This window comes from Paraburkholderia caffeinitolerans, assembly GCF_902859945.1.
GTDB lineage: Bacteria > Pseudomonadota > Gammaproteobacteria > Burkholderiales > Burkholderiaceae > Paraburkholderia > Paraburkholderia caffeinitolerans.
This window is the reverse complement of the sequence record NZ_CADIKL010000006.1, coordinates 237,019-260,293: the sequence shown is the minus strand read 5'-3', so window position 1 is coordinate 260,293 and position 23,275 is coordinate 237,019. Positions and strand designations below refer to the sequence as shown.

General features: G+C 63.5%; 18 protein-coding genes and 1 pseudogene. 10 read left to right on the top strand and 9 right to left on the bottom strand.

Features of this window, described 5'->3' with window-relative positions:
* Positions 1-17 precede the first annotated feature (17 nt).
* The 5 genes from HV773_RS08595 to HV773_RS08575 form a co-directional block, all read right to left on the bottom strand.
* Positions 18-482, bottom strand: coding sequence for a PaaI family thioesterase (locus HV773_RS08595; RefSeq protein WP_175194786.1), 465 nt, complete (start codon positions 480-482; stop codon positions 18-20).
* Between the two features lie 112 nt (positions 483-594).
* Positions 595-1,869 carry a benzoyl-CoA 2,3-epoxidase subunit BoxA gene (gene boxA, locus HV773_RS08590; RefSeq protein WP_175194785.1) on the bottom strand — a complete coding sequence of 425 codons (1,275 nt, stop codon included), beginning with the start codon at positions 1,867-1,869 and terminating at the stop codon, positions 595-597.
* A 24-nt stretch (positions 1,870-1,893) separates the two neighbouring features.
* Positions 1,894-3,321: a benzoyl-CoA 2,3-epoxidase subunit BoxB gene (gene boxB, locus HV773_RS08585; protein WP_175194783.1), complete on the bottom strand. Its 1,428-nt coding sequence runs from the start codon at positions 3,319-3,321 to the stop codon at positions 1,894-1,896.
* A gap of 80 nt (positions 3,322-3,401) precedes the next feature.
* Positions 3,402-5,132, bottom strand: a complete 1,731-nt coding sequence (boxC, locus tag HV773_RS08580; protein ID WP_175194781.1) for a 2,3-epoxybenzoyl-CoA dihydrolase — start codon at positions 5,130-5,132, stop codon at positions 3,402-3,404.
* Positions 5,133-5,475: 343 nt separating this feature from the next.
* Complete coding sequence (locus HV773_RS08575; RefSeq protein ID WP_175194779.1) at positions 5,476-6,432, bottom strand: helix-turn-helix transcriptional regulator; 957 nt, start codon at positions 6,430-6,432, stop codon at positions 5,476-5,478.
* A gap of 176 nt (positions 6,433-6,608) precedes the next feature.
* Between HV773_RS08575 and HV773_RS08570 the strand changes: the two genes are divergently transcribed.
* From HV773_RS08570 to HV773_RS08555, 4 genes are all read left to right on the top strand, one after another.
* A complete protein-coding gene (locus HV773_RS08570; RefSeq protein ID WP_175194777.1) occupies positions 6,609-7,082 on the top strand; it encodes a DUF4863 family protein in 474 nt (157 codons plus the stop codon).
* A gap of 246 nt (positions 7,083-7,328) precedes the next feature.
* On the top strand, positions 7,329-9,020 hold the full coding sequence (locus tag HV773_RS08565; RefSeq protein ID WP_175194836.1) for a benzoate-CoA ligase family protein: 1,692 nt from the start codon (positions 7,329-7,331) through the stop codon (positions 9,018-9,020).
* Between the two features lie 293 nt (positions 9,021-9,313).
* Positions 9,314-10,684 carry a sensor histidine kinase gene (locus tag HV773_RS08560; protein WP_246282247.1) on the top strand — a complete coding sequence of 457 codons (1,371 nt, stop codon included), beginning with the start codon at positions 9,314-9,316 and terminating at the stop codon, positions 10,682-10,684.
* Positions 10,681-11,718: a response regulator gene (locus HV773_RS08555; RefSeq protein ID WP_175194775.1), complete on the top strand. Its 1,038-nt coding sequence runs from the start codon at positions 10,681-10,683 to the stop codon at positions 11,716-11,718. The genes HV773_RS08560 and HV773_RS08555 overlap by 4 nt, the downstream gene beginning before the upstream one ends.
* A gap of 79 nt (positions 11,719-11,797) precedes the next feature.
* Here HV773_RS08555 and cqsA read toward each other — a convergent pair whose 3' ends face one another.
* Entirely contained in the window at positions 11,798-13,096 is a 1,299-nt protein-coding gene (cqsA, locus tag HV773_RS08550) for an alpha-hydroxyketone-type quorum-sensing autoinducer synthase (protein WP_175194773.1), read from the bottom strand.
* 1,153 nt (positions 13,097-14,249) lie between these two features.
* On the opposite strand from cqsA, the gene HV773_RS08545 reads away from it, so the two are divergent.
* The 3 genes from HV773_RS08545 (at position 14,250) to HV773_RS08535 (ending at position 17,770) form a co-directional block, all read left to right on the top strand.
* Positions 14,250-14,600, top strand: coding sequence for a response regulator (locus tag HV773_RS08545; RefSeq protein ID WP_175194771.1), 351 nt, complete (start codon positions 14,250-14,252; stop codon positions 14,598-14,600).
* 74 nt (positions 14,601-14,674) lie between these two features.
* Entirely contained in the window at positions 14,675-16,849 is a 2,175-nt protein-coding gene (locus tag HV773_RS08540; protein ID WP_175194769.1) for a phosphocholine-specific phospholipase C, read from the top strand.
* Between the two features lie 126 nt (positions 16,850-16,975).
* Positions 16,976-17,770 (top strand): SDR family NAD(P)-dependent oxidoreductase, encoded by a 795-nt coding sequence (locus tag HV773_RS08535; RefSeq protein WP_175194767.1) that lies wholly within the window; start codon positions 16,976-16,978, stop codon positions 17,768-17,770.
* Positions 17,771-17,791: 21 nt separating this feature from the next.
* On the opposite strand, the gene HV773_RS08530 is transcribed toward HV773_RS08535, so the two are convergent.
* Positions 17,792-18,295 carry an Lrp/AsnC family transcriptional regulator gene (locus tag HV773_RS08530; RefSeq protein WP_175194765.1) on the bottom strand — a complete coding sequence of 168 codons (504 nt, stop codon included), beginning with the start codon at positions 18,293-18,295 and terminating at the stop codon, positions 17,792-17,794.
* A 172-nt stretch (positions 18,296-18,467) separates the two neighbouring features.
* Here HV773_RS08530 and HV773_RS08525 point away from each other — a divergent pair, with 172 nt between their 5' ends.
* Together HV773_RS08525 and HV773_RS08520 are read left to right on the top strand one after the other, a co-directional pair.
* On the top strand, positions 18,468-19,745 hold the full coding sequence (locus HV773_RS08525) for a diaminopropionate ammonia-lyase (protein WP_175194763.1): 1,278 nt from the start codon (positions 18,468-18,470) through the stop codon (positions 19,743-19,745).
* Between the two features lie 42 nt (positions 19,746-19,787).
* The gene (locus HV773_RS08520) at positions 19,788-20,951 is read left to right on the top strand and encodes a M20 aminoacylase family protein (RefSeq protein ID WP_175194761.1); all 1,164 of its coding nucleotides are present in this window, start codon (positions 19,788-19,790) and stop codon (positions 20,949-20,951) included.
* 19 nt (positions 20,952-20,970) lie between these two features.
* Here HV773_RS08520 and HV773_RS08515 read toward each other — a convergent pair whose 3' ends face one another.
* Positions 20,971-21,852 carry an alpha/beta hydrolase gene (locus tag HV773_RS08515; protein WP_175194760.1) on the bottom strand — a complete coding sequence of 294 codons (882 nt, stop codon included), beginning with the start codon at positions 21,850-21,852 and terminating at the stop codon, positions 20,971-20,973.
* A gap of 313 nt (positions 21,853-22,165) precedes the next feature.
* Here HV773_RS08515 and HV773_RS08510 point away from each other — a divergent pair, with 313 nt between their 5' ends.
* Positions 22,166-22,600, top strand: coding sequence for a hypothetical protein (locus HV773_RS08510; protein WP_175194758.1), 435 nt, complete (start codon positions 22,166-22,168; stop codon positions 22,598-22,600).
* A 73-nt stretch (positions 22,601-22,673) separates the two neighbouring features.
* Here the strand turns inward: HV773_RS08510 and HV773_RS08505 are convergent.
* Positions 22,674-22,982: pseudogene (locus tag HV773_RS08505) on the bottom strand (methyl-accepting chemotaxis protein); the annotation flags it as partial.
* Between the last annotated feature and the right edge of the window lie 293 nt (positions 22,983-23,275).

Sequence of the window (23,275 nt, the reverse complement as noted above, 5' to 3'; positions counted from 1 at the left end):
GGGGCGCGGCGCATGCATCATGCACCGGACGCCTCGCGCTCGAACACGAGCAGCGTCGAGGTTGCCGATGCATAAAGCTTGCCGGCGGCGTCCGTGATCGTCGCCTCGGCGAAGGCGGCGCGGCGGCCGATGCTCAATACGCGGCCTTCGGCGCGCACGGGGCCGGTGCTCGCGGTCATGGGCCGGTGATAGGCCACTTTCAACTCAAGCGTCGTGTAGCCCTGATGCGGCGCGAGACGCGAGTGCGCCGCGCAACCGCAGGCCGAATCGAGCAGCGTGGCCGCATAGCCGCCATGCACGGTGCCGATGGGGTTGTACGCGTGCAGCCCCGGCACGCCTTCGAAGACCACCCGGCCCTCCTCCACCTCCGCGAGCTTGAAGCCGAGCGTTTCGCCGATAGGTGCGCTGCGGCCGCTCGCGAGCATGCGCTGCAGTTGTTCGAGGCCGGTGAGGCCGGCGGGCAATTCAGCAACGAGGTTCATTTGAAACGTCTCTCCGTCGAGTGGGTCCCGAGATGGTAACGTTTTTAGAACGATCGTGCTTTAATAACCCTGTTGGCCGAAATAGCCCTTTTATGCATGTGCTGTGCCAGCGTCAGTAGGTTTCGAGGTGCAGCCGCCCTTCCCGCTTGAGCCGCTCCCACAGCGCCTCCCACGCCATGCCGTGGTCCTGCGCGATTTCTCCAAGCACCTGCAGCACGCCGTCTTCCATGCCCTTGAGCCCGCACACGTAGATGTGGGTATTGCCGTCCTTGAGCATCTGCGCCACGTCCACGGCACGCTCGCGCATTGCGTCCTGCACGTAGCGCTTGGGCTGGCCCGGCGTGCGCGAAAACGCCAGATTCGTGTCCATGAAGTCCTTCGGCAGATTCATCAGCGGTCCGAAGTAGGGCAACTCCTGCTGCGTGCGCGCGCCGAAAAATAACATGAGCTTGCCCGTCGCGCCCTTGAGCCTGCGCCTGCGCCGGTACTCGGTCATCGCGCGCATGGGCGCGGAGCCCGTGCCGGTGCAGATCATCAGCAGATGCGAGTTCGGATGGTTCGGCATCAGGAAGGTGCTGCCGAACGGGCCGATCACATTCACCACGTCGCCCTTTTTCAGGTCGCACAGGTAGTTCGAGCACACACCGTCCGTGGCGTTGCCGCTGTAGTCGCGCGTCACACGCTTCACGGTGAGCGAGACATTGTTGTAGCCGGGCCGCTCGCCGTCGCGCGGGCTCGCGACCGAGTACTGGCGCGCGTGATGCACGCGGCCATCGGCGCTCTTGCCGGGAGGCAGAATGCCGATCGACTGCCCTTCGAGCACCGGAAACGGCATCGTGCCGAAGTCGAGCACGATGTGGTGGATATCGCTTTCCGTGGAGGCGTCCGTGAGCCGATAGTTGCCCACCACGGTTGCGGTGGTGGGCGCCTTGTGCGTGTACAGATGCACATAGGGCCGCGCCGCAGACCACGGCGGCACGGTCGCGCCGCGCACCATGTCCGAGCCGGAGCCCGGCGCGCCCTCGCCGTCGTACTGCGTCGCGGCGGCTTGCGGCGCGTCCGCGCTGACCGATGTCGTCGGTGCGGTCGACGCATCAGGCGCGTTCACCGTGGGATTCTGCGTGGGGAGTTCGTCCCAGCCGAACTGTTCCTCGATGCTATAGGCCTCGGCCTTGAGCACATTGCGCCAGTTGTCGATCGCGCCGGTCGGGCACGGCGGCACGCAGGCCATGCAGGCGTTGCAGATATCCGCCTTCACCACGTAGTTGACGCCGTCGTGCGTGATCGCATCGACCGGGCAAGTCTCTTCGCAGGTATTGCAGCGAATGCAGATCTCGGGATCGATCAGGTGCTGCCTGAGGATCTCCACGGAAACCGGAGCGTTCATGATGGCCTCGCCTGGACTTCGCCTTCAGTTAAAGCGCACGTACTCGAAATCGACTGGCTGCCGATTGATGCCCATCGCCGGCGGCGCGATCCAGTTCGCGAACTTGCCCGGCTCCACCACGCGGCCCATGAGCGACGCGACATACGCGCGGTCTTCGGGCGTGGGCAGCCACTTGGCCTCGTTCGCGGCCCATTGCGCCTCGTCGATCACGCGGCCGTCCGGCGCGACGCGCACGCCCGCGAAGGTGCCGATCTGGCGATTGAACGCCTTGTGCGGCACGCTCAGGCGAAAGTCGATGCCAGCTTTCTCCAGCACCTTGTTCCAGCGGTTCACGCCCGCCACGGAGTCCTTGATGTAGTCGTCGCGCAGCACTTCGTTCATGGCGTTGAGCATCGGCACGTCGCGCTCGACGAGCTTGTCGCCCTGCACGTCGAGCAAGCGATAAGTCTGGCCTTCGAGCTGATGATCGTCGTCGCGCTTGGTTTCCTCGTAGCGGCCCTTCAGGCCCGCGCTGTAGAACGTGGCCGCGTTCGACGAATGGTCCGCACCGAACAGGTCGATCGTCACCGAGTAGTGGAAATTCAGGTAGCGCTGGATCGTTTCGAGGTCGATCACGCCCGCCGCGCGCAAGCGGCCCACATCGTCGGTCTTGAGTTCGTTCATGATCTGCGCGGTGCGCTGCACCACGCGCGAGACGCCCGATTCGCCCACGAACATGTGATGCGCTTCTTCAGTCAGCATGAATTTCGTGGTGCGCGCGAGCGGATCGAAACCCGATTCTGCCAGTGCCGAAAGCTGGAACTTGCCGTCGCGGTCGGTGAAATAGGTGAACATGAAGAACGCGAGCCAGTCCGGTGTTCTTTCGTTGAACGCGCCGAGAATGCGCGGGTTGTCGTCGTCGCCCGAGCGGCGTTCGAGCAATGCTTCGGCTTCCTCACGACCGTCGCGACCGAAATAGCGATGCAGCAGATAAACCATCGCCCACAGGTGCCGCCCCTCTTCCACGTTCACCTGGAACAGGTTGCGAAGGTCGTAGAGCGAGGGCGCAGTCAGGCCCAGATGGCGCTGCTGCTCGACCGACGCGGGCTCGGTGTCGCCCTGCGTAACGATGATGCGGCGCAGGTTCGCGCGGTGCTCGCCCGGGACCTCCTGCCACGCGGCCTCGCCCTTGTGCGCGCCGAAGTGGATCTTGCGCTCCGCCTCGCCAGGCGCGAGAAAAATGCCCCAGCGGTAATCGGGCATCTTCACGTGATCGAAATGCGCCCAGCCGCCCGCATCCACGCTCACCGCCGTGCGCAGATACACATCGAAGCCGTGCGAGCCCTCGGGTCCCATGTCGCCCCACCACGAAAGAAAATTCGGCTGCCACTGCTCAAGCGCCCGCTGCAACGCACGGTCGTCGGCGAGATTGACGTTATTGGGGATCTTTTCGCTGTAGTTGATCGTGGACATATCGGTTCCTTGTGGCCAGGGCGGCTGGGGCGGCTCTAACGGATCTGGATGAAAGTGGGTGTTTTTCGGCCTTGCCGCGACTACACGCGTGCAAGATCGAACTGCGCCTTGCTGCCCTTGCCGTACACCTTGAGCGCGCCCTTTTCGCCTACCGCGTTGGGGCGATTGAAGATCCAGTTCTGCCACGCCGAGAGGCGGCCGAAAATACGCGTCTCCATCGTTTCGACGCCGTTGAAGCGCAGATTCGCTTCCAGGCCCGTGAGCGCATCGGGCGACATGGCCACGCGCTCTTCCAGCGCAATGCGGATTTCGTCGGCCCAGTCGATGTCGTCGGGCGCGGCGGTCACGAGCCCGAGGTGCTCCGCCTCGGCCGGCTTCACCGGCTGGCCGATTCGCGCACGCGCGGCATCGAGCGACTCGGTCTCTTCGTAGAAGCGCCGCGCGAGACGCGACTGCTGCGTGACCATCGGATAGAGTCCGAAATTCGCTTCGGATAACGTAATAGCTGGCTCTTCGTCTTCGTTCGAAGGCAGCGCCGCCATATAGCTGCGGTCGGCGGCGAACGCCAGCTCCGCGAACGTGCCAGCAAAGCACGAGCCCGGCTCGATCAGCGCGAACAGCGAACGCGACGAGACGTCGATGCGCGCGAGCGTGCGGCGCAGCATGCCGATGGTCTCGCGCACGAACCAGTGGTCGCGGTGCTCGAGCAGTGCGGCGTCGGCGGCCAGCACGCTGCGTGCGTCGCCTTCGGCCTTGAAAATCCACGTGCCGATGTCGAGCTCGTTGGTGCGCATCGTGAGGATCGCGTCGTCCAGTTCGCGGGCGAACTGCAGCGGCCACCATGCAGCGCCGGCCGCGACGATGGCATCGATGCCCTGGGGCAGCGGCGCTTGCGCGGTGTCCGGTGCTTTCACCGTGAAGGTGGCCGTGCGCTTCGCGCGATCGATCGCCACTTCGACACTGGCGTAGCTCAGGCCGTTCTCGTGCTCGACGCGCTCGATGCGCGTGAGCGCGACACCCTGGACAGCTTCGGGCCGGTCGCTCAGCGCAGCCAGTTCGAGCGCGCGCGCCTGCACCGCCTGGCCGAAACGGTTGGGCTTGATCACGTCGTCCACGAGACGCCACGCCTTCGCGCGCTCGCCGCGAATGCCCTCGGCCACGGTGCAAAAGATATCGGCGCGGTCGTGACGCACCTTGCGCTTGTCGGTGAGGCGCGTGAGGCCGCCCGTGCCGGGCAGCACGCCCAGCAGCGGCACCTCGGGCAGCGCCACCGTGGACGATCGGTCGTCCACCAGCAGGATCTCGTCGCAGGCAAGCGCCAGTTCATAGCCGCCGCCGGCGCACGCGCCGTTCACAGCGGCAATGAATTTCAGGCCCGAATGGCGCGACGAATCCTCGATGCCGTTGCGCGTTTCGTTGGTGAACTTGCAGAAGTTGACCTTCCACGCATGGGTAGAGAGGCCCAGCATGAAGATATTGGCGCCCGAGCAGAACACCCGGTCCTTGAGGCTTGTAACCACCACGGTGCGCACCTCGGGGTGCTCGAAGCGGATGCGCTGGAGTGCATCGTAAAGTTCGATGTCCACGCCGAGATCGTATGAATTGAGCTTCAGCTTGTAGCCTTCGCGAATGCCGCCGTCTTCGGCAATGTCGATGCCAAGCGTCGCGACGGCGCCTTCGAAGCTGAGCTTCCAGTGCCGGTACTGCGAGGGGTCGGTACGGTAGTCGACTCGCGGGGCGGCCGGCGGGACAACCGGTTGGGTGGCCGGCGGAATGGCCGGCTGGGCGACGGCGGTATCTGCTGCAGTCATGGGGTGTCTCCTGTTATCGATCGCACTTGGCGCTTCAGCTGTCGGGCTGAGTAAGTGCTTCAGCACTTACTCAGCCCCCATGCAAAGCTCTTAGTGCGATCCCATGCAAAGCTCGACCGGAGCGGGCGCAACGCTGTCGGGCGGAGTTAGTGCCTCAGCACTTACTCCGCCCCCATGCAAAGCTCCGATTCCGGTCCCATGCAAGCTAGAGAATGTGCACTTCGTTTCAATGAACGATAGTGCAACACCCACCCCATGTAAAGCACTTTAGTGCATATTCACAATTCCAACGGGTAAACCATGAACTGCAATGCATGGCCTGCGGCGGCCCCGTCAACCCGCCTCAGTCGATGCGCGCCGGCTCCGCGCCAAGCCGAGCCGCGATGCGGTCGCGCAATTGCAGATAGGCGTCGGCGAGGGTCTTCTCGCTGGTGTCGAAGCGCATGTCCGCGCGGCCGTACAGCTCGCTGCGGCCCGCCAGAATGCGTTTGAGGTCGTCCATCGCTTCGCGGTTGCCCGACATGGGGCGCAGGTCGCCCTGCGCCACCACCCGGCGCATGTGTTCCTCGGGCGCAGCCTGAAGCCAGACCGTAAAGCAGTGCGCGAGCAGCGTGTTGAAAGTGGCCGGCTCGGACACGAGGCCGCCCGGCGAAGCGATCACCGCGCGCGGATGCTCGGCAATCACGGCCTCCAGCGCGCGCTGCTCGTAGCGGCGGTACGCGCTCGCGCCGTAGAGCGAGTGAATTTCCGAGGGCGGGCAGCCGGCCAGTTGCTCGATCACGCGCGTGAGTTCGACGAACGGCACCTTGAGTTCCTGCGCGAGCATGCGCCCGAGCGTGGACTTGCCCGCGCCGCGCAGGCCGATGAGCGCGATGCGCTCGTTGCGATGCGGGTCGGCGGGCGCCTGAGAGAACATTTCGGCGAGCGCCATACGCGCGCGCTGCAATGCGGCCGGGTCGCGCCCCTGCAGCAGTTCGCGGATCAGCAGCCATTCGGCCGACGCCGTGGTGACGTCGCCGATTACTTCCGCGAGCGGGCAATTGAGCGTGGCCGCGATCTGCCGCAGCACCAGCACGGAGGCATTGCCCACGCCCGATTCCAGATTCGCGAGGTGGCGCTCGGACAGCCCGGTTTCCGCCGCCAGTGTCTTGCGCGTCATGCCGCGGCGCGCGCGCAGCATGCGCACGCGCTCGCCCATCGCGGTCAGGAACGGGTCGCGCTCACTGCGCCCCGCATCAGCCGCTTCATGGGCGTTTGCGGACTCTTCCGGCTGCGGCTCGGCAACGTAAGTTTGCTTCATCTTGAGAGACCTCCCAACCCTGTTTTATGTACTATAGTGCTTGACATGCATTTTTCTAAACGCTAATTTTCGCCAAAAGGCAGTCCCACGACAAACACCGACGCTGCACCGGCAAACTCGCTTTGCGTGGGCCCGCACTAAGCGCTTTGCTCCAAGTGCAGTCGACAGGAGACCGCATGTCCCCGCAAGACTTCGAGCGTCTGATCGCAGACGTCACGACACAGATTGCCGGCCGTCCGCTGGATGATGCACTCGACACGTGGCTCAACGCCACCTGGCCGAACGGCAGTTCGACCTTCGCGGCGCTCGAGAACGCTTGCCGCGAAGGCATCGCGCAAGGCTGGATGTGCCAGCGCGAGGCCGGCGGACTGCGTTACGGGCGCGTCCTCAAGCCGCTGCCGGCGACACATGGGTTTTCTGTAGACGTCGTGCAGATGAAGGATCTTGCCGGCCCGCACCATACCCACCCGCACGGCGAAATCGATCTCATCATGCCCATCACGCCCGGCGCGACGTTCGACGGCCGGCCTGCGGGCTGGTGTGTCTATGGTCCGGGCAGTGCGCACCGCCCGACCGTTGCCCATGGCGAAGCACTCGTGCTCTATCTGTTGCCGCAAGGCGCAATCGAGTTCACGCCGGCGCCTGCGTAAGCCGCTGCACTGGCCGGCGCGCACGAATCGACGGCGCCCGCCCAATTCAGCGGCACGAGGAATCACGGAATATCGAATTACCATGCAGTCCGAATTGACTGGAAGAGCAGCGTCATAACGACCGAAGATCGACGGGGCCGCGCACACGCAAGGCCATTGCCAGCAAGGCAACGCGATCGAGGCAGACAGAGCGGAGACAGCATCGTGGATACCCAAGCAGCAGCGCCGGCCCCTACCGTGACCTCGGTGGCCACCGCGGCCCCGCGGACATCGAGCGCGCCGGCCGCCGTGCCGCCGCCCGCACAACTGAACTTCGCTGCGCATCTGTTCGCGCTGAACGCGGCGCGCGCCGGCAAGCCCGCTTATATCGACGACACCTGCACGCTTTCGTACGGCGAACTCGAAACTCGCGCGCGGCGCTTCAGCGCCGCGCTGCACACGCTGGGTGTGCGCGCCGAAGAGCGCATCCTGCTCGTGATGCTCGACACCGTCGAGCTACCCGTGGTCTTTCTCGGCGCGCTATATGCGGGCATCGTGCCCGTGATCGTCAACACGCTGCTCACCTCCGCCGACTACGCCTACATGCTCGCGCATAGCCGCGCGCGGCTCGTGATTGCGTCGGGCGCGCTGTTGCCCGCCGTGAGCGACGCGCTGGAGCAGGCCCGTTCCGATTCCCCGGCCAACGGCGAAACCCGTGGCGAAACCCGTGGCGAAACCCGTGGCGAAACGCTTGGCGAAAGCTGTGCGCTCGTGGTTGCAGCGCCGCTCGCCGACGCGCCTCGCGACACAGCAGACGTCCTCCATGACCTGATCGAGCGCGCCCGGCCCGCCGCGCACGCGGCGCAAACGAGCGGCGACGACATCGCCTTCTGGCTCTATTCGTCGGGATCGACGGGCAAGCCCAAGGGCACGGTGCATACCCACGCCAATCTCTACTGGACCGTGGAAACCTATGCCAAATCCGTGCTCGGCATCCGCGAAAGCGATGTGGTGTTCTCCGCCGCCAAGCTGTTCTTTGCCTATGGTCTCGGCAACGCGCTGTCGTTTCCGCTCTCGGTGGGCGCGACCACCGTGCTGATGGCCGAGCGCCCCACTGCCAACGCCGTGTTCGCGCGCCTCGTCACGCATCGCCCCACCATCTTCTACGGCGTGCCCACGCTGTACGCGAGCATGATGGCATCGCCCGCGCTGCCCGAACGCGCAGACGTCGCGCTGCGCATTTGCACATCGGCCGGCGAGGCGCTGCCGCGCGAGACCGGCGAGCGCTTCAAGCTCCATTTCGGCAGCGACATTCTCGACGGTATCGGCTCCACGGAAATGCTGCACATTTTTCTCTCGAACCGTCCTGGCGAAGTCGAATACGGCACCACCGGGCGCCCCGTGCCCGGCTACGAAATCGCGCTGCGCGACGAGTCGGACCGACCCGTGCCCGATGGAGAAATTGGCGACCTTTATATTCGCGGCCCGAGCGCGGCGTTGATGTACTGGAACAATCGCGAGAAATCGCGCACGACGTTTCAGGGCGAGTGGGTCAAGAGCGGCGACAAATACCGGCGTTTGCCCAATGGCTGCTATGTCTATGCGGGCCGCAGCGACGACATGCTCAAGGTGAGTGGCCAGTACGTCTCGCCCATCGAGGTGGAGATGGTGCTCGTGCAGCACGAAGCCGTGCTCGAAGCGGCCGTGATCGGCGTGGATCAGGACGGGCTAGTGAAGACCTGCGCGTTCGTCGTGCTCAAGCAGGAAGCGCATGCACAAGCGGACGCCGAGCAAGACGGTCACACGGCGCTTGCCGCTGAGCTCAAGGCCTTCGTCAAGGCGCGGCTCGCGCCGCACAAGTATCCGCGCGAGATTGTTTTCGTCGACGATTTGCCGAAGACCGCAACCGGCAAGATTCAGCGCTTTCGTCTGCGCGAACAATTCCAGCCCCACGCGTAAAACCGGCGCCCCGCCATTCTTCCCGGCGCGCCGCCCACGCGACGCACGCCGCAGTCATCGCTCAGTTCATCGCCGCGCTTCATTCCCTCGCTTCATTCCCGCGCCGCCCCGTTCGGCCGCATGCGCCGCTCGCGGCCCCTGCTGGCCGCATCGGCGCGGCCCATTGATGGTATTGTCTTCACTGGCTACGGGAGCCGCAACGTGCATGCCTTGGGACCGCTTCGCAGCAGGGCCTTGCATGAGCCTGGAGACACATGCGCAGTGAAGGCCGGCGGCGAATCCGGCATCGAACAATGAGCGATTCCACCCTGATGAACGTATCGAGAATCACGATGCGCGCGCGCCGCGGTTGGGCGGCGCTCAAACCGCGCATGGTGCGGGCATTCGCGCCCGCCATGCGCAACCTCCAGTATGTAAAGCGCCGCATGCGCCCGCTCGCCGTGGTCGCGGCCATGGGCTTTCCGCTTTACTACTATGTCTGGAAAGATCTCTTCCCGCAGCCTTATGAAAATCTCACGCTGCGCCTGATCGGCTCCGCGCTGTTCGTGCCGATCCTCGCCTTCGAGCGCTGGCCCGCCGCCGTCAAAAAACTGCTGCCCTGGTACTGGTACATTGCCACGCTCTATGCGCTGCCGTTCTTCTTCACCTTCATGCTGCTCAAGAACAACGGCAACGAGGTCTGGGTCGAGAGCGCGCTGATCGCCGCGTTCGTCATGGTGCTGCTGCTCGACTGGCTCATGCTGGTGCTGCAATTTCTCGTGGGCATCGGGCTCGCGCTGCTCGCCTATGTGCTCACCACCGACCCCATCGCGCTCAACTCCAGCTATCTGACCCACCTCGCGATTTTCTCGTTCGCGGTGGCCATCGGCGCGGTGGCGAACTACGACCAGGACCGCATCCAGATCGAACAGGAGCGCGCCATGCTGGCCACGGCGGGCAGCGTCGCGCATGAGTTGCGCACGCCGCTCGTGGCGATTCGCGTGGGGGCGGCCGGCCTCATGCGCTACCTGCCCGCGCTGCTCGACACCTATGCGCTCGCCCAGCGCAACCGCCTGCCGGTGCCGAAAATACGCACTGCGCATCTTTATTCGATGCAGGGTGTGGTGAGCCGCATCGAGCAAGAGGCGCTCCATTCGAACGCCATCATCGACATGCTGCTCGCCACTGCGCGGTTCTCGGGCACGACCATGCAAAACGCAACAACGTGCTCGATTGCGCATTGCGTGGAAACCGCGCTTGCGCGCTATCCGTTTCGTGAAGGCGACCGTGCGCGCGTGCATTGCAATTTGCGCCCTGATTTCGAATTCAACGGTTCCGAAATGCTCACCGTGCACGTGCTATTCAATCTGATCAAAAATGCATTTCGGCACATGGGCGCCATCGACGGCGCGCATATTTCCATCCGGCTCGAGCCGGCCAATCGCGAGAACCGTGCAAATCGCCTGATTTTCAGCGATACCGGGTCCGGTATTTCGTCTGAAGTCTTGCCGCACATCTTTACCCGCTTTTATACTTCATCCACCACCACCGATGACGTGTCGCTCGGAGCAGGAATCGGGCTGGCTTTTTGCCACGATGTCATGCAAGCGATGGGGGGAGCAATTGCCTGCTCTTCGGTGAAAGGCAAGTACACCGAGTTTGTTTTGACATTCCCAGCGCCATGACGAAATCCACTCCAAAAGCCATTCAGCCGTTTTTCTGGCCGACCACCGCCGCGTTCGTCGACGACAGCGCCGCGTTTCTATCGAATCTGAGCCTGCAACTCGATCCCGAACTCGCGTTCCGGCTGTTCAGTTCGCCCACGGAAGCCCTGAAGTTTCTGAACGACCGCGCGGCGCAGGACCGGCCCGCCTCGCCCATTTTCAGCCCCTATCTCGACCGCACCGAAGAAAACGATGCGCATCAGGTCATTGCCATGCGCGTGGACGCAATCCGCTCGCTCGTGCACCGGTCCGAGCGCTTCGAATCGGTTTCGGTCGTGGTGGTCGACTACGACATGCCCGAGCTCAACGGCATCGAGTTCTGCCGCCGCCTCGCCAATCCGGCGCTCAAGAAAATCGTGCTCACCGGCAAGGCCGACGAGCACGTGGCGGTCAAGAGCTTCAACGAAGGGCTGATCGACCGCTTTATCCGCAAGCACGAAGTCGACGCAGTAGAAACCCTGAATCAGGCGATTCGCGATATGCAGGCCGCGTATTTCGACAAGGCCAGCGGCACGGTGCTCGACGCGCTCGCCGTTTCCGAATACGCGTTCCTTAACGATCGCGCGCTCGCCGCGCACGTGCAGGGTATTTGCGAATCGCTCGGCATCGTCGAGCGCTATCTCTCGTATCAGCCGCACGGCCTGCTCATGTTCGATGCGCAGGGCACCGCGTACCTGCTCATCATCCACACCGAGGAGTCGCTGCGCGGCGTGCAGGAGATCGCGGTCGAGCAAGGCGCGCCCGCGTCGTTTCACGCCGAGCTCGACAGCCATCGCAGCCTGCCCTATTTCTGGCGCACCGAAGGCTACTATCCGGCGCAATGCGAGCAATGGCAGCCGTATATGCATCCGGCATCCGAATTCGTCGGCGAGCGCCGCTATATCTACTCCGTCGTCAAGCAGCCTGCGGGACTCGCACTCGACAACGTGCTGCCCTACGACACCTGGCTGCAGCAGCTCGACCGGGAAGTCCAGGCGGCGTGGGATTCGCGCTGAATACACTCATTCGCACTGAATCGCGCACGCCGCCTGCCTGTCGCCCTTGCGCTGCTTTCATGCAAGGCTCACGCCGTCGTCACGCAGCCACCTGCAGGTCGGCGAGCGCGCGCGGCTGACGCACGCGCATGCGCGTGGCGCCGCGCTCCATGAGGCGGCGCGTCGAGGGCCAGTTCCACATTTGCACTTCATCGCGGATTGCTTCGCAGACCTCCACGATCCGTTCGAGCTCCGACTCGCTGAGCATCGCGTTGATCGACAGGCGCACGAGCGAGCGATTCTGCGCCGTGGCGGGCGCACAAAACACCGACCCGAAAATGCCGCGCGCTTCGAGCGCATCGCGCAGCGCGATGGTTTGCGGCTCCGGCCCGGCCTCGAGCGCGATGATCTGCGTTTCGCTGCCGTTGAGGTTGTAGCCAAGCTCCGCAAGGCACATACGCAGATAGCGCGCGTTCGCCGCCACTCGCGTGCGGCGCCAGTCGTCGCGCTCGATCACCTCGAGCGTGGCCGCCAGCCCTGCGGTTTCGTGCGGCAGCAGCGTCGAGCTGAAGATCGCCGGCAAGGCCTCGCACTTGAAATACTCCTGGAAACGCCGCGAGCAGCTGATGATGCCTGCGCGGCCCGCGAAGGCCTTCGCGAGACTCGCCGTGCGGAAGTGCACGCGGTCGGTGAGACCCAGCTCCGCGACGAGCCCCGCGCCATGCGGACCATGCGTGCCGAGCGAATGCGACTCGTCCACCACGAACACGCAATCGTGCTCCGCGCACACCTCCGCGAAAGCCTGCAGCGGACATACGCTGCCATTCGTGCTGTACACCGAATCGACGATCACGATGCCCGGCCCGTAGCGCTGGATGCGTTGCTCGAGATGCTCGACGTCGTTGTGGAAAAAGCTGATGGCCTTCGCCCCGGCGGCGCGAATGCCTTCCCAGAGCGACATGTGCGCCATCATGTCCACATACACGGGCGTCTGCGCATTCGCGATCGACTGGATCAGCCCCGTATTGGCCGCGAACCCCGACTGGCACAGCACGCTCGCCTCGGCGCCCATGAAGCTCGCGAAACGGCTTTCGAGATTCAGTTGCGGGCAATCGTCGCCATGCAGGAACACACCCGACATCAGAAGGCCATTGCCCTCGGAGCGGATGCTCATGCACATTGCATCGAGAATCTCAGGATGACGAGCAATCGACAGATAATCGTTGCTCGAAAGCTGTAAAGCGTCGGCATCCGGAACGCGTCCCTTCATGATGTGGCCTCCCGCCCAACTCTGCTGCACGCGTTCCGTGTAATAGCGGTCAACGCGTGCAGCCAGAAAGGCCGGCAGCGCCGCGTCATTGTTGTGTGCATTCCGCCAATTGTTATTGCCAACTTTCATCTCAGGCTCCCTATGGTTAGTGCCAGCCGCCCCAAACTGAAAAGTGATTTCCCCCCGGAAATCTCGTGGGACGGCTGGCCGGTAGTTAGCCCGTGCCGGAACGCCATGCGCAAAGCGGCATGGACATTCCGGACACGGACCTATGAATGCGATTACGAATGCGAGTGGATTGAAGCCTGGCGGGCGGGCGCAGGGTGCACCTGGCACTGCGGGCGCAACGGGCACTACGGGTGCGAGGGGCAAGACGCGGCGCGCCACGGTGCGGGCGCCCCGAACGAGCGCCGGGCCGCCCGAGTCTTGCGACGCGAACCCCGTGGCACAACCCCGTATCGACGCATCTGGCATATGCTTGCCCGTGCAAAAGGGGCAGCGGATTCGAAAGCAGATGGAGGCGCTTGACGCCGTGAGCGGGCGCCTCGACATCCGCACGATTCACGCTTGAAGCGATCGCCACTGATTACCAAGGAAGCAACGCCTGCCCGAAGAAAGCGGTATCTGTTTCCGGCGGCGTGCACAAAGCAACGCGGGCCGGCGGGATGTAAATGAAATTAAACACCCCCCTTCTTGGGGGTGATTATCCTTTAAAAACAGAGATGTGGCTTATCCGAATTGCATCAGATGCGTTATGCATGCCGAAATGACTGCAAATGTGCGACGTATCTCAAGGAATGGTTTTCCCGAATATTCAATTCGCATAGTCGCAGAAAAAGAGACAGGATGACGAACTAAATACAGCGCGTCAGGAAGAAGAAAAACATCATGGCTCGAAAATTGCGGTCTTGCTTGAAGGGCCGGTTGGGCTAAGGCTGCGAACGGCCATCATTTACCGATATTGCCTGGCACTATTTGAATTTTTTATGACGTCGCCGGCACGCGAAAACGCGCCGTTGCCCCGGGAACATCAAATGCTGTGTCATTGATGCGTCATTCAAGTGACGCCCATGCGGCACGCCTCTAGTCGAGGTCGTGGTCCGCCCATATCCATCGGGCATGGAAAATGCGCATTCTCCAGTAAGCTCCCACCAATGCAGGGCAAGCGCCGGAGTACGCCATCCCGGGCGAGGGCGGGGACGGGGAACCGCGAAGAACACGGGTGCACGGCGTAATAACCGCGCCAATATCGGCGAGTGCGCGCCGCACAGGTAAACGACGTATGGCTACCGTATTACTCGTCGACGACGATATTAATGCACTGAACGCGCTCAAGGAGCTAGTCGGTCAGGATGGCTATCGGGTCACGACTGCCGGGGATGGGACGGACGCGCTCAGGGCCGCGCTCGCCGATCCGCCCGATGTCGTGATTTCCGATTGCATGATGCCGCATATGGACGGCCTGGCATTGATGCGGGAAATGCGCCGCAACCGCACGCTTGCAACGGTGCCGATGGTGCTCGTCTCCGCGCTCGTCACACCGCCCGCCGATGCGGATCTGGTCGGCTTCCTGCGCAAGCCGTTTGCCGTCACGCAGTTGCTCGACATCCTGCACCGCGTCGTCATGCCTTGAAAGCGCCGTAACGTCCAACGTGTCATGCTCACGGGTGAAGACCCTCATAAAAACCCGGAACGCCCGTTGGCCCTATGACCTCGAAGGACCGCCGCCGCTTTCTGCGCAGCGCCACCGCAAGCGCCGCGCTCAGCCTCTTTCCGCCGGCCATCCGGCGCGCGCTCGCGATTCCGGCGAGCAACACCACCGGCACGATCCGGGACGTCCAGCATGTTGTGATCTTCATGCAGGAAAACCGCTCGTTCGACCACTATCTCGGCACCCTGCCCGGCGTGCGCGGCTTTGGCGACCGCATCACGATCCCGCAACCGCAAGGCGAAAGCGTCTGGCAGCAAAGCGACGGCACGCGCAGCGTGCTGCCCTTTCACCTCGATAAATCACAGGGCAACGCACTGCTCGCGGGCGGCGCGCACGAATGGGTGGACGCCCACGGCGCGTGGGACAACGGCCGCATGACGCAATGGCCAAAATCGAAAGGCGATATTTCGATGGGCTATCTGCGCGAGGCCGACCTGCCGTTTCATTTCGCGCTCGCGAACGCGTTCACGGTTTGCGACGCGTACCACTGCTCGCTGATGGGTGGCACCAATAGCAACCGGCTGTTCCTGTTGACCGGCACCAACGGCCCCGGCAATTCTGATAGCAACGGGGTTTCCCGGCACGCGGTGGTGAACAATAACGGCTGGGACTGGCTCGGACCATCGGCCAACGGGCTCACGTGGACCACCTATGTCGAGCGTCTGCAAAAAGCAGGCGTGAGCTGGAAAATCTACGAAAACCAGCCCGATAACTACAACGACAATCCGCTCGCGGGCTTTGCCGCGTTCCGCAAGATTCACGAGGCCATTGCTGGCTCGCCCAATCTTGCCTGGAGCGCAGCACTGGAATCGCGCGAGCCGCTCTACAAGGGCATCGGCAACACGATGCCCGATGGCGGCTTCCTGCAGGCGTTCAAGGACGACATCGCCGCCAACCAGCTCCCGCAGGTAAGCTGGATCGTCTCGCCACAAGCCTATTGCGAGCATCCCGCCGTCTCGACGCCGGGTCAGGGTGCGTGGTACATGCAGCAACTGCTCGATGCGCTCACGGCGAACCCGGAAGTCTGGAGCCAGACCGTGCTGTTCGTGAACTACGACGAGAACGACTGCTTCTTCGATCACATGCCGCCGCCAGCCGCGCCGTCACCGATTGGCAACGGCGCCTATGCCGGCAAATCCACGGTCAGCACGAAACACGAGTACTTCACCGTGCCGAACCCGCCCGGCGACTCCACCCCGCTCGTACCGGACGGGCAGCCTTATGGCGCCGGCCCGCGCGTGCCGATGTTCGTGGTCTCGCCGTGGAGCACGGGCGGCCTTGTCAACTCTCAGGTGTTCGATCACACTTCGGTGCTGCGTTTTCTCGAACTTCGCTTTGGCGTGGAAGAGCCCAATATCAGCGCGTGGCGGCGCGCCGTGTTCGGCGATCTGACTTCCACGCTGAATTTCAGCACTCCGAATAAAAAGCCCGTCACCTCCTTCCCTGCCCCGAGCAAAGCCTCCGCCGATGCACAGAAGGCGCAGCAACATGCGCTGAAGGCGGTCGCGCCGCCTGCGCTTGCCGAACAGGCGATGCCAGTTCAGGTGCGCTTCGCCAGACCTTCGCGTGCCTTGCCGTACCGCTTGCACGCCGATGCGACCATCGTGGCGAAGCGCAGCGAGATGCGTCTCGCCTTGCGTAACGAAGGCAGCGCGGGCGTGGTCTTTCACGTCTACGACACATTGCACCTGGAGCGCGCGCCACGCCGCTATACCGTCGAGGCAGGCAAGCATCTCGACGACACGTGGACGCCCGCAGCAACGGACGCTGGCGCATACGATCTCTGGGTGCTCGGGCCCAACGGCTTTCACCGCCGCTTCACGGGCAATGCGAGCGCGGCGGCGCGTGGCCCCGCTACCGAAATGCGCCTGCGCTACGACGAGGCCGCCAACACCCTCGTGCTCACGCTCGCCAATAGCGGACCGGCGCAGGCCGAGTGCACGGTGACAGCAAACGCCTATCGCAGCGACGGCCCCTGGACGCTCAGCGTCCCCGCACACGGTCGCGCCGAACAGCGCTGGCTGCTCGACGCATCGGGTGGCTGGTACGACTTCACGCTGAGTGCCGTGAAAAACACGGATGGCGCAAACGAAATCACGCGCCGTTTCGCGGGGCGCATGGAAACCGGCAAGGACAGCATCAGCGATCCGGAAATGGGCATCGCGCGCTGACCGGTATGCGTGAGCGAGCAGCCAGCCAATGCCCGCAGTACACTGCCGGTTCTCCTCACGCCGGTCATCGCCCTGTGTGTCGACGCGGCGCGTTTCACCCACGCTTTGCATGAGACAGGAGCTACGATGAAAATCGATTTGTCAGGAAAGCTCGCATTAGTTACCGGGTCGGCGGCGGGCATCGGGCTCGCCACCGTCAAAGGGCTGGCCGGCGCTGGCGCCAGCGTGATCGTGAGCAGCCGTCACGAAGCCAACGTGCGAGACGCCGAAGCGGCAGTGCGCAAGGCCGTGCCGGGCGCGCAGGTGCAGGGTTTCGTCGGCGACCTCTCGAACGACGCAGGCTGCGAGGCGCTCGTGAAAGCGCATCCGCGAGTGGACATTCTCGTGAACAATCTCGGCGTCTTCGCGCAGGAAGACTTCTTCTCCATTCCCGACAGCGAATGGCTGCGCTTTTTCGAAACCAACGTGATGTCGGGCGTGAGGCTCTCACGCGCCTACGCGGGCGCAATGGTCAAGCAGGGCTGGGGGCGCATCGTGTTTATTTCGTCGGAGTCGGGCCTGAATATTCCCTCCGACATGATCCATTACGGCATGACCAAGACCGCGCAGATCGCCGTGGCGCGCGGCCTCGCCAAACGGCTCGCCGGCACCGGCGTGACGGTCAATTCCGTGCTGCCCGGCCCGACGCTTTCGGAAGGCGTGGAAGCGATGCTCAAGGACGAAGTCGCGAAAACGGGCCAATCCATCGAGGAAGTCGCGGCGGCTTTCGTGCAGCAACACCGCGCCTCGTCCATCATCCGCCGCGCGGCGAGCGTGGACGAAGTGGCGAACATGGTGGTCTATGCATGCTCGCAGCAGGCCTCCGCCACCACGGGAGCGGCATTGCGCGTGGACGGCGGCGTGGTCGACACCATCGCCTGATATCGATACGGCGAAAGCCGCTTAGCCCTCGCCCTCGTCCAGTGCGAGCGGGGCGAGCGGCATGAGTGGCACTTCGAGCCCGACCTTCACACGGCTCATGCTCACGAGCGTCTTGAAGCGCTTCACGTTGTTGTTCGAGAAAAAAAGCTGGCGCGTGAGTTCGGTGTATTGGTCCATATTGCGTACCGCGAGAATCAGCACGAAATCCCATTCGCCCGCCACGTAATAGCATTGCTGAATCTGCGGACACTGCGCAAACGTGCGCTTCATGGCGTCTAGCAAATCAATCTGCTCGCTCTCCACTTCGACGGTCACGACAATCGTGATCGGATGGTCGACTTTTTCGGGAGCCACGATGGCCGCGTAGTGGTCGATCACGCCTTCGTCGGCGAGCCGCCGCAGCCGGCGGTTGACCGCTGCGGTCGAGAGATTCACGCGGGCGCCCAATTCGTTTTGCGGAATCTGCGCGTCGCGCTGCACCTCCATCAGCAACTTGCAATCGAAAGCGTCGAGATTTGTCGCCATTTCACCCTTGACCCGAGATCCGTTTTTACCTGGAAAATCGATAATTTTTTGCGTGTACGGTCGCGATTATGAGACTTTTTCGCGTGGCATGCGCAATATCATTTCCGGGTCGGCGGCGTTCGCGCCGTGAGTTCAAATCGTCGAGGCCGTCTTTGGCCCAGGAGCCCGTCACATGCCGCTCGCCCATTCCCGCGTCGCCCGCAGCCCCTATCCCGAGACGCTTCGCGCGATCCTGAACGTGAAATCGGCCGATCAAAGCCGCGCCTGGCTCTCCCATTGGGATTTGATCAACCCGGAGCCGACGCCGCTCTGGAATCTGCCCCACGCCGCCGCGCAACTCGGCGTCGCACACCTCGCCGTAAAGGACGAATCGCTGCGCTCGCCGCTGTGCAGCTTCAAGGCGCTCGGCGCGCCCATTGCGCTGATGCGGCTGATCATGCGCCTGTGGCCCAGCCACGACGTCGATCCGCAAGCGCTGATCGCGGGCCGCCACCGCGAGCTCGTGTCGAACTTCACCGTCATCAGCGCGACCGACGGCAACCACGGCAAAGCGCTGGCCGCAGCGGCCCAATCGATCGGCTGCCACTGCGTAATCGTCCTGCATGCGAACGTCAGCGCCGAGCGCGAGCAGGCTATTGCGGCCTATGGCGCGCGCGTCGTGCGCATCGCGGGCAATTACGACGAATCGGTCGAGCATGCGGCTCAACTCGCGAAGGCCAACCGCTGGCACGTCGTGTCCGATACCTCATACGAAGGCTACGAAGCCATTCCGCGCGACGTCATGCAGGGGTACGGCACGATCGCGGCGGAGGTCATCGAACAATCGAGCACAACCTCGGGCGAGCCTGCCTTCACGCACGTTTTCCTGCAAGGCGGCGTGGGCGGGCTCGCGGCGGGCGTAGCCAGCTACCTGTGGGAGCACTACGGGGCGAATCGCCCGCGCTTCGTCGTGGTCGAGCCGCGGCAAGCCGATTGCCTCTATCAGAGCGCGCTCGCGGGACACGCCGCGAAAGCCACGGGCTCGGTCGACTCGGTCATGGCCGGCCTCGCGTGCGGAGAGACGTCCCCGCTCGCATGGAAGATTCTTCAAGCGTGCATCGACGACTTCATGCTCATCGAGGACGAAGACGCGGTGGCGGCCATGCGTACGCTCGCCGCCGGATCGGGCGACGACGTGCCCATCGTTTCCGGTGAATCGGGCGCCGCCGGTCTCGCCGGTCTCGCGAAACTGATGCACGCCCCCGCTCTCGCGCATGCGGTGGGGCTGAATGCGCAGTCACGCGTGCTGCTGATCAGCACCGAAGGCGCAACGGCTCCCGGCGTTTATGCGGAGCTCGTTGGCGCAAGCGCCGACACGGTAGCCACGCGCCGCGACGAATGGGCTGCACAAGCGAACACAACCTCGAACGCAACCTCGAACGCAACCTCGAACGCAACCTCGAACGCATAACCGGCACGCTAACCATCAACCGGCACCGACAAGGACGCATCCATGGAAAGCACCCTGCAGGGACAATTGAAAAGTTGGCGCCAGTATCTGCACCAACGCCCGGAAACCGGCTTCGAGGAAGTCAACACGTCCGACTACGTCGCCGGCATCCTGAAGACGCTGGGGCTCGAGGTCCATCGCGGCATCGGCGGCACCGGGCTGGTGGCCAACCTCACGGTCGGCAGCGGCAAGCGCGCCATCGGCCTGCGCGCCGACATGGATGCGCTGAACATCGCCGAATGCGCGCCGGGCCGCGGGCACGCCTCGCTCAATGCGGGAAAGATGCATGCGTGCGGGCACGACGGCCATATGTCGATGATCCTCGGCGCTGCCCGCCTGCTGGCTGAGCGGCGCGATTTCGACGGCACCGTGCGCTTTATCTTTCAGCCCGCCGAAGAGCATGGCCGGGGCGCGAAGGCGATGATGGCGGACGGGCTGTTCGAGCGCTTTCCCGTGGACGCGATTTTCGGCGCGCACAATATGCCCGGCATGCGCGCCTGCACCTTCGCCACGCGCGCGGGCGGGATTATGGCGAGCGAGGATAACTTCGTTATCCATATCAAAGGCCGAGGCACGCACGCAGCGCGTCCGCATATGGGCGTGGACCCCATCGTCATCGCCTCGCAGATCGTGCTCGCCTTGCAGACGATCGTTTCGCGCAATCTCGACCCGGGCCTGCAGGCCGTGATCTCATGCACGGAATTCATTACGGACGGCATCCGCAATGTGATTCCGTCGAATGTGATCATCAAGGGCGATACGCGGAGCTATTCGAAAGAAGTGCAAACGCTGCTCGAAACGCGCATGCGGGAAATCAGCGTGGGCATCTGCGCAACGCACGGCGTGGAATGCAGCTTCGAATACACGCATGAGTTCGCGCCAACGGTCAATTCGCCCGAATATCTGGACGTCGCCGTCAACGCCGCACGCAACGTCGCCGGCGAATCGGCCGTCGACGCAAACGTCCAGCCAATGATGATCTCCGAGGATTTCGGCGCGTTTCTTCAGGCCGTGCCCGGCAATTTCGTCTTTATCGGCAACGGCGACGTGCCCGAGCGCGGAGGCGTGCCGCTCCATAACGCGAGCTACGATTTCAACGACGACATTCTGATGACCGGCGCACGCTATTTCGCGGAACTCGCGCGGCTCGAATTGCCGGTTCGCTGAAGCGCGAACCAAATCGGCATCAGACTTGCCGCGCGGGCGAGTGCCATCCGTTATGCCTGAACGACGTGGCAAAAAACAAAACCTGATAGCGGATGGCATTCGACCAGTACGGCCAAGTATGCCCGCCGGGGCGTTCGGCGTAATCATGCGGCACGCCTAGCGCAATGAGCTTGTCGTGCAGCGCACGGTTCGACTGCACGAAATAATCGCTCACGCCGCAATCGATGGTAAGCGCGATATGCGCATGTGCGAAACCGTCCGCGTCCTCCACGATGGCATTGCGCGTCCAGAAGTCCGCGTGGCGCGCAGGATTGCCGAATACGCGGTCGATGCCGGGCTCGTCCTCGCAGTTGCGCGGATCGACTGCGCCGCTGATGCTGCCGGCCGCGCCAAACGTCTCGCGATGATCGAGCGCGATGCGCAGCGCGCCGAAGCCGCCCATGCTCAGGCCTGTGATTGCACGTGTCTCGCGCGAAGCGAGCGTGCGGAAATGCGCGTCGATATACGACACGACCTCGGTGCCCACATAAGTTTCGTAGCGGCTCGCGGGGTCGAACGGGCTATCGATGTACCAGCTTTCGTGGCCGCCATCGGGCATCACCAGTATCACGTGATAACGGTCCGCCAGCTTGCCGATGTGCGTGTTCGAGGTCCAATCGGCGTAACTGCCGCCCGAGCCGTGCAACACGTAAATCACCGGATAGCGCGCCGCGCCGCTGCCGCGCGCGTAGTCGTCGGGTAGCACCACGGTGGCGCCGAATGCGCGATTCATCGCCGTACTGGGGATCGAGACGATTCTCGTCTGGAAGGCCCAGCCAGGCACGCTCAGGCACAGCGCGAAAAGCGAGGCCAGAAGTAGCGCGAGAGACTTGAAGGGCCGAAACGCGCGGGCTTTATGCATGAAGTGGTCGATCTGGTTCGGACTGCCACGGAAGGCACGACGCCTGCGACGACTCTAGCAGCGGGCACTTACAGCCAAATTTCTGCGAACCCTACAACTCCATTTACACAAAGCGCTTATTCCAGCTTTTTCGTCAGAACAATACCGAACCGCGTTTCAACCCGATTATTTCTATTCATGCAACGCCCTAGCGTTGCATTACAACGGCAGGAGTATTTTGTTACACGTCTTACCCCACAAGGCCGTGTTTGTTACAGAGACCTTTCAGGTTGATCGCTATACTCAGCACCGTCCTAAAACAAGTGGATTATCCATGTCGAAAAAATTCATCCCGATGGTTGCAATTGCGGCGCTGGCCGCTGCAGTTTCGTTGCCCGCCACGGCTGGCGACATGAACAACGCGCTGGGCGGCGGACTCGGCGGTCTGGCCGGCGCGGCAATCGGCGGTGCAGTGGGCGGCCCCACGGGCTCCGTGATCGGTGGCGCGGTGGGTGGCGGCGCAGGCGGCGCAGTCACGTCGAACCGCCGCGAACGCACGGGCGCCATCATCGGCGGCGCACTGGGTGGCGGCGCAGGCACGGCGGCGGGTAACGCCATGGGCGGACGCAGCGGCGGCCTCGTTGGCGCGGCATTGGGCGGCGGCGCCGGTGCAGCACTCGGCGGCAATATCTCGCGCTCGAACTCCTATTCCAACGATTACCACTACGGCAGCCACCATCGCCACGGCAAGCATCATCATTGGGATTAAGCCCTCAATTGGGATTAAGCCCGCATTCGAAATTAAGGGTTTAATCCCATTTTCGACTTGAAAGGCTCGCGGCTCACGCGAGCTTGAATACCCCCACCGCTTCACGCAATTCCACCGCCTGTTCCGCGAGCGCATGCGCCGCTGCGGAGGCCTCCTCGACGAGCGCTGCATTGTGTTGCGTGGTCTCGTCCATCTGCGCGACCGCCACGTTCACCTGCTCGATGCCGGTGCTCTGCTCCTGCGATGCCGCGGCGATCTCGCCGACGATCGCCGTCACACGCTCGACCGAGCCAACCATTTCTCCGATCACGTTGCCCGCATCGTTCACGAGCGCTGAGCCCGCATCGACACGTTGAGCGGACGCCTCGATCAGCGCCTTGATTGCCGCGCGCCGCCGTCCGCGCCGCGTCGCTGGCCAGCCGCGCTGCCTGTTGCGCGTTTTGCGCATTCGCATGAAAAACTGAAGGACGGCAAGCACACGCATGGCTCGCGTTACTTCTTCGTGACGCCATCCAGCTGTCGTTAGTTTTTCGACAGCCAATGCGCGCTAATGAACAGTCGAGCCTCCTGGCAGACATGGAAAATCGCGACATTATCGCGACACTACCGAGGCGTCGAAGATGAACGACTCAAAGCCTCGTGTGCGTAGATCGATAGAACGCTAATCGAACGCCG

Bases quoted from the DNA above. Each gene is read 5' to 3' on its own strand.
- HV773_RS08595 (WP_175194786.1), bottom strand. From the start codon at position 482: ATGAACCTCGTTGCTGAATTGCCCGCCGGCCTCACCGGCCTCGAACAA.
- boxA (WP_175194785.1), bottom strand. From the start codon at position 1,869: ATGAACGCTCCGGTTTCCGTGGAGATCCTCAGGCAGCACCTGATCGAT.
- boxB (WP_175194783.1), bottom strand. From the start codon at position 3,321: ATGTCCACGATCAACTACAGCGAAAAGATCCCCAATAACGTCAATCTC.
- boxC (WP_175194781.1), bottom strand. From the start codon at position 5,132: ATGACTGCAGCAGATACCGCCGTCGCCCAGCCGGCCATTCCGCCGGCC.
- HV773_RS08575 (WP_175194779.1), bottom strand. From the start codon at position 6,432: ATGAAGCAAACTTACGTTGCCGAGCCGCAGCCGGAAGAGTCCGCAAAC.
- HV773_RS08570 (WP_175194777.1), top strand. From the start codon at position 6,609: ATGTCCCCGCAAGACTTCGAGCGTCTGATCGCAGACGTCACGACACAG.
- HV773_RS08560 (WP_246282247.1), top strand. From the start codon at position 9,314: ATGAGCGATTCCACCCTGATGAACGTATCGAGAATCACGATGCGCGCG.
- HV773_RS08555 (WP_175194775.1), top strand. From the start codon at position 10,681: ATGACGAAATCCACTCCAAAAGCCATTCAGCCGTTTTTCTGGCCGACC.
- cqsA (WP_175194773.1), bottom strand. From the start codon at position 13,096: ATGAAAGTTGGCAATAACAATTGGCGGAATGCACACAACAATGACGCG.
- HV773_RS08545 (WP_175194771.1), top strand. From the start codon at position 14,250: ATGGCTACCGTATTACTCGTCGACGACGATATTAATGCACTGAACGCG.
- HV773_RS08540 (WP_175194769.1), top strand. From the start codon at position 14,675: ATGACCTCGAAGGACCGCCGCCGCTTTCTGCGCAGCGCCACCGCAAGC.
- HV773_RS08535 (WP_175194767.1), top strand. From the start codon at position 16,976: ATGAAAATCGATTTGTCAGGAAAGCTCGCATTAGTTACCGGGTCGGCG.
- HV773_RS08530 (WP_175194765.1), bottom strand. From the start codon at position 18,295: ATGGCGACAAATCTCGACGCTTTCGATTGCAAGTTGCTGATGGAGGTG.
- HV773_RS08525 (WP_175194763.1), top strand. From the start codon at position 18,468: ATGCCGCTCGCCCATTCCCGCGTCGCCCGCAGCCCCTATCCCGAGACG.
- HV773_RS08520 (WP_175194761.1), top strand. From the start codon at position 19,788: ATGGAAAGCACCCTGCAGGGACAATTGAAAAGTTGGCGCCAGTATCTG.
- HV773_RS08515 (WP_175194760.1), bottom strand. From the start codon at position 21,852: ATGCATAAAGCCCGCGCGTTTCGGCCCTTCAAGTCTCTCGCGCTACTT.
- HV773_RS08510 (WP_175194758.1), top strand. From the start codon at position 22,166: ATGTCGAAAAAATTCATCCCGATGGTTGCAATTGCGGCGCTGGCCGCT.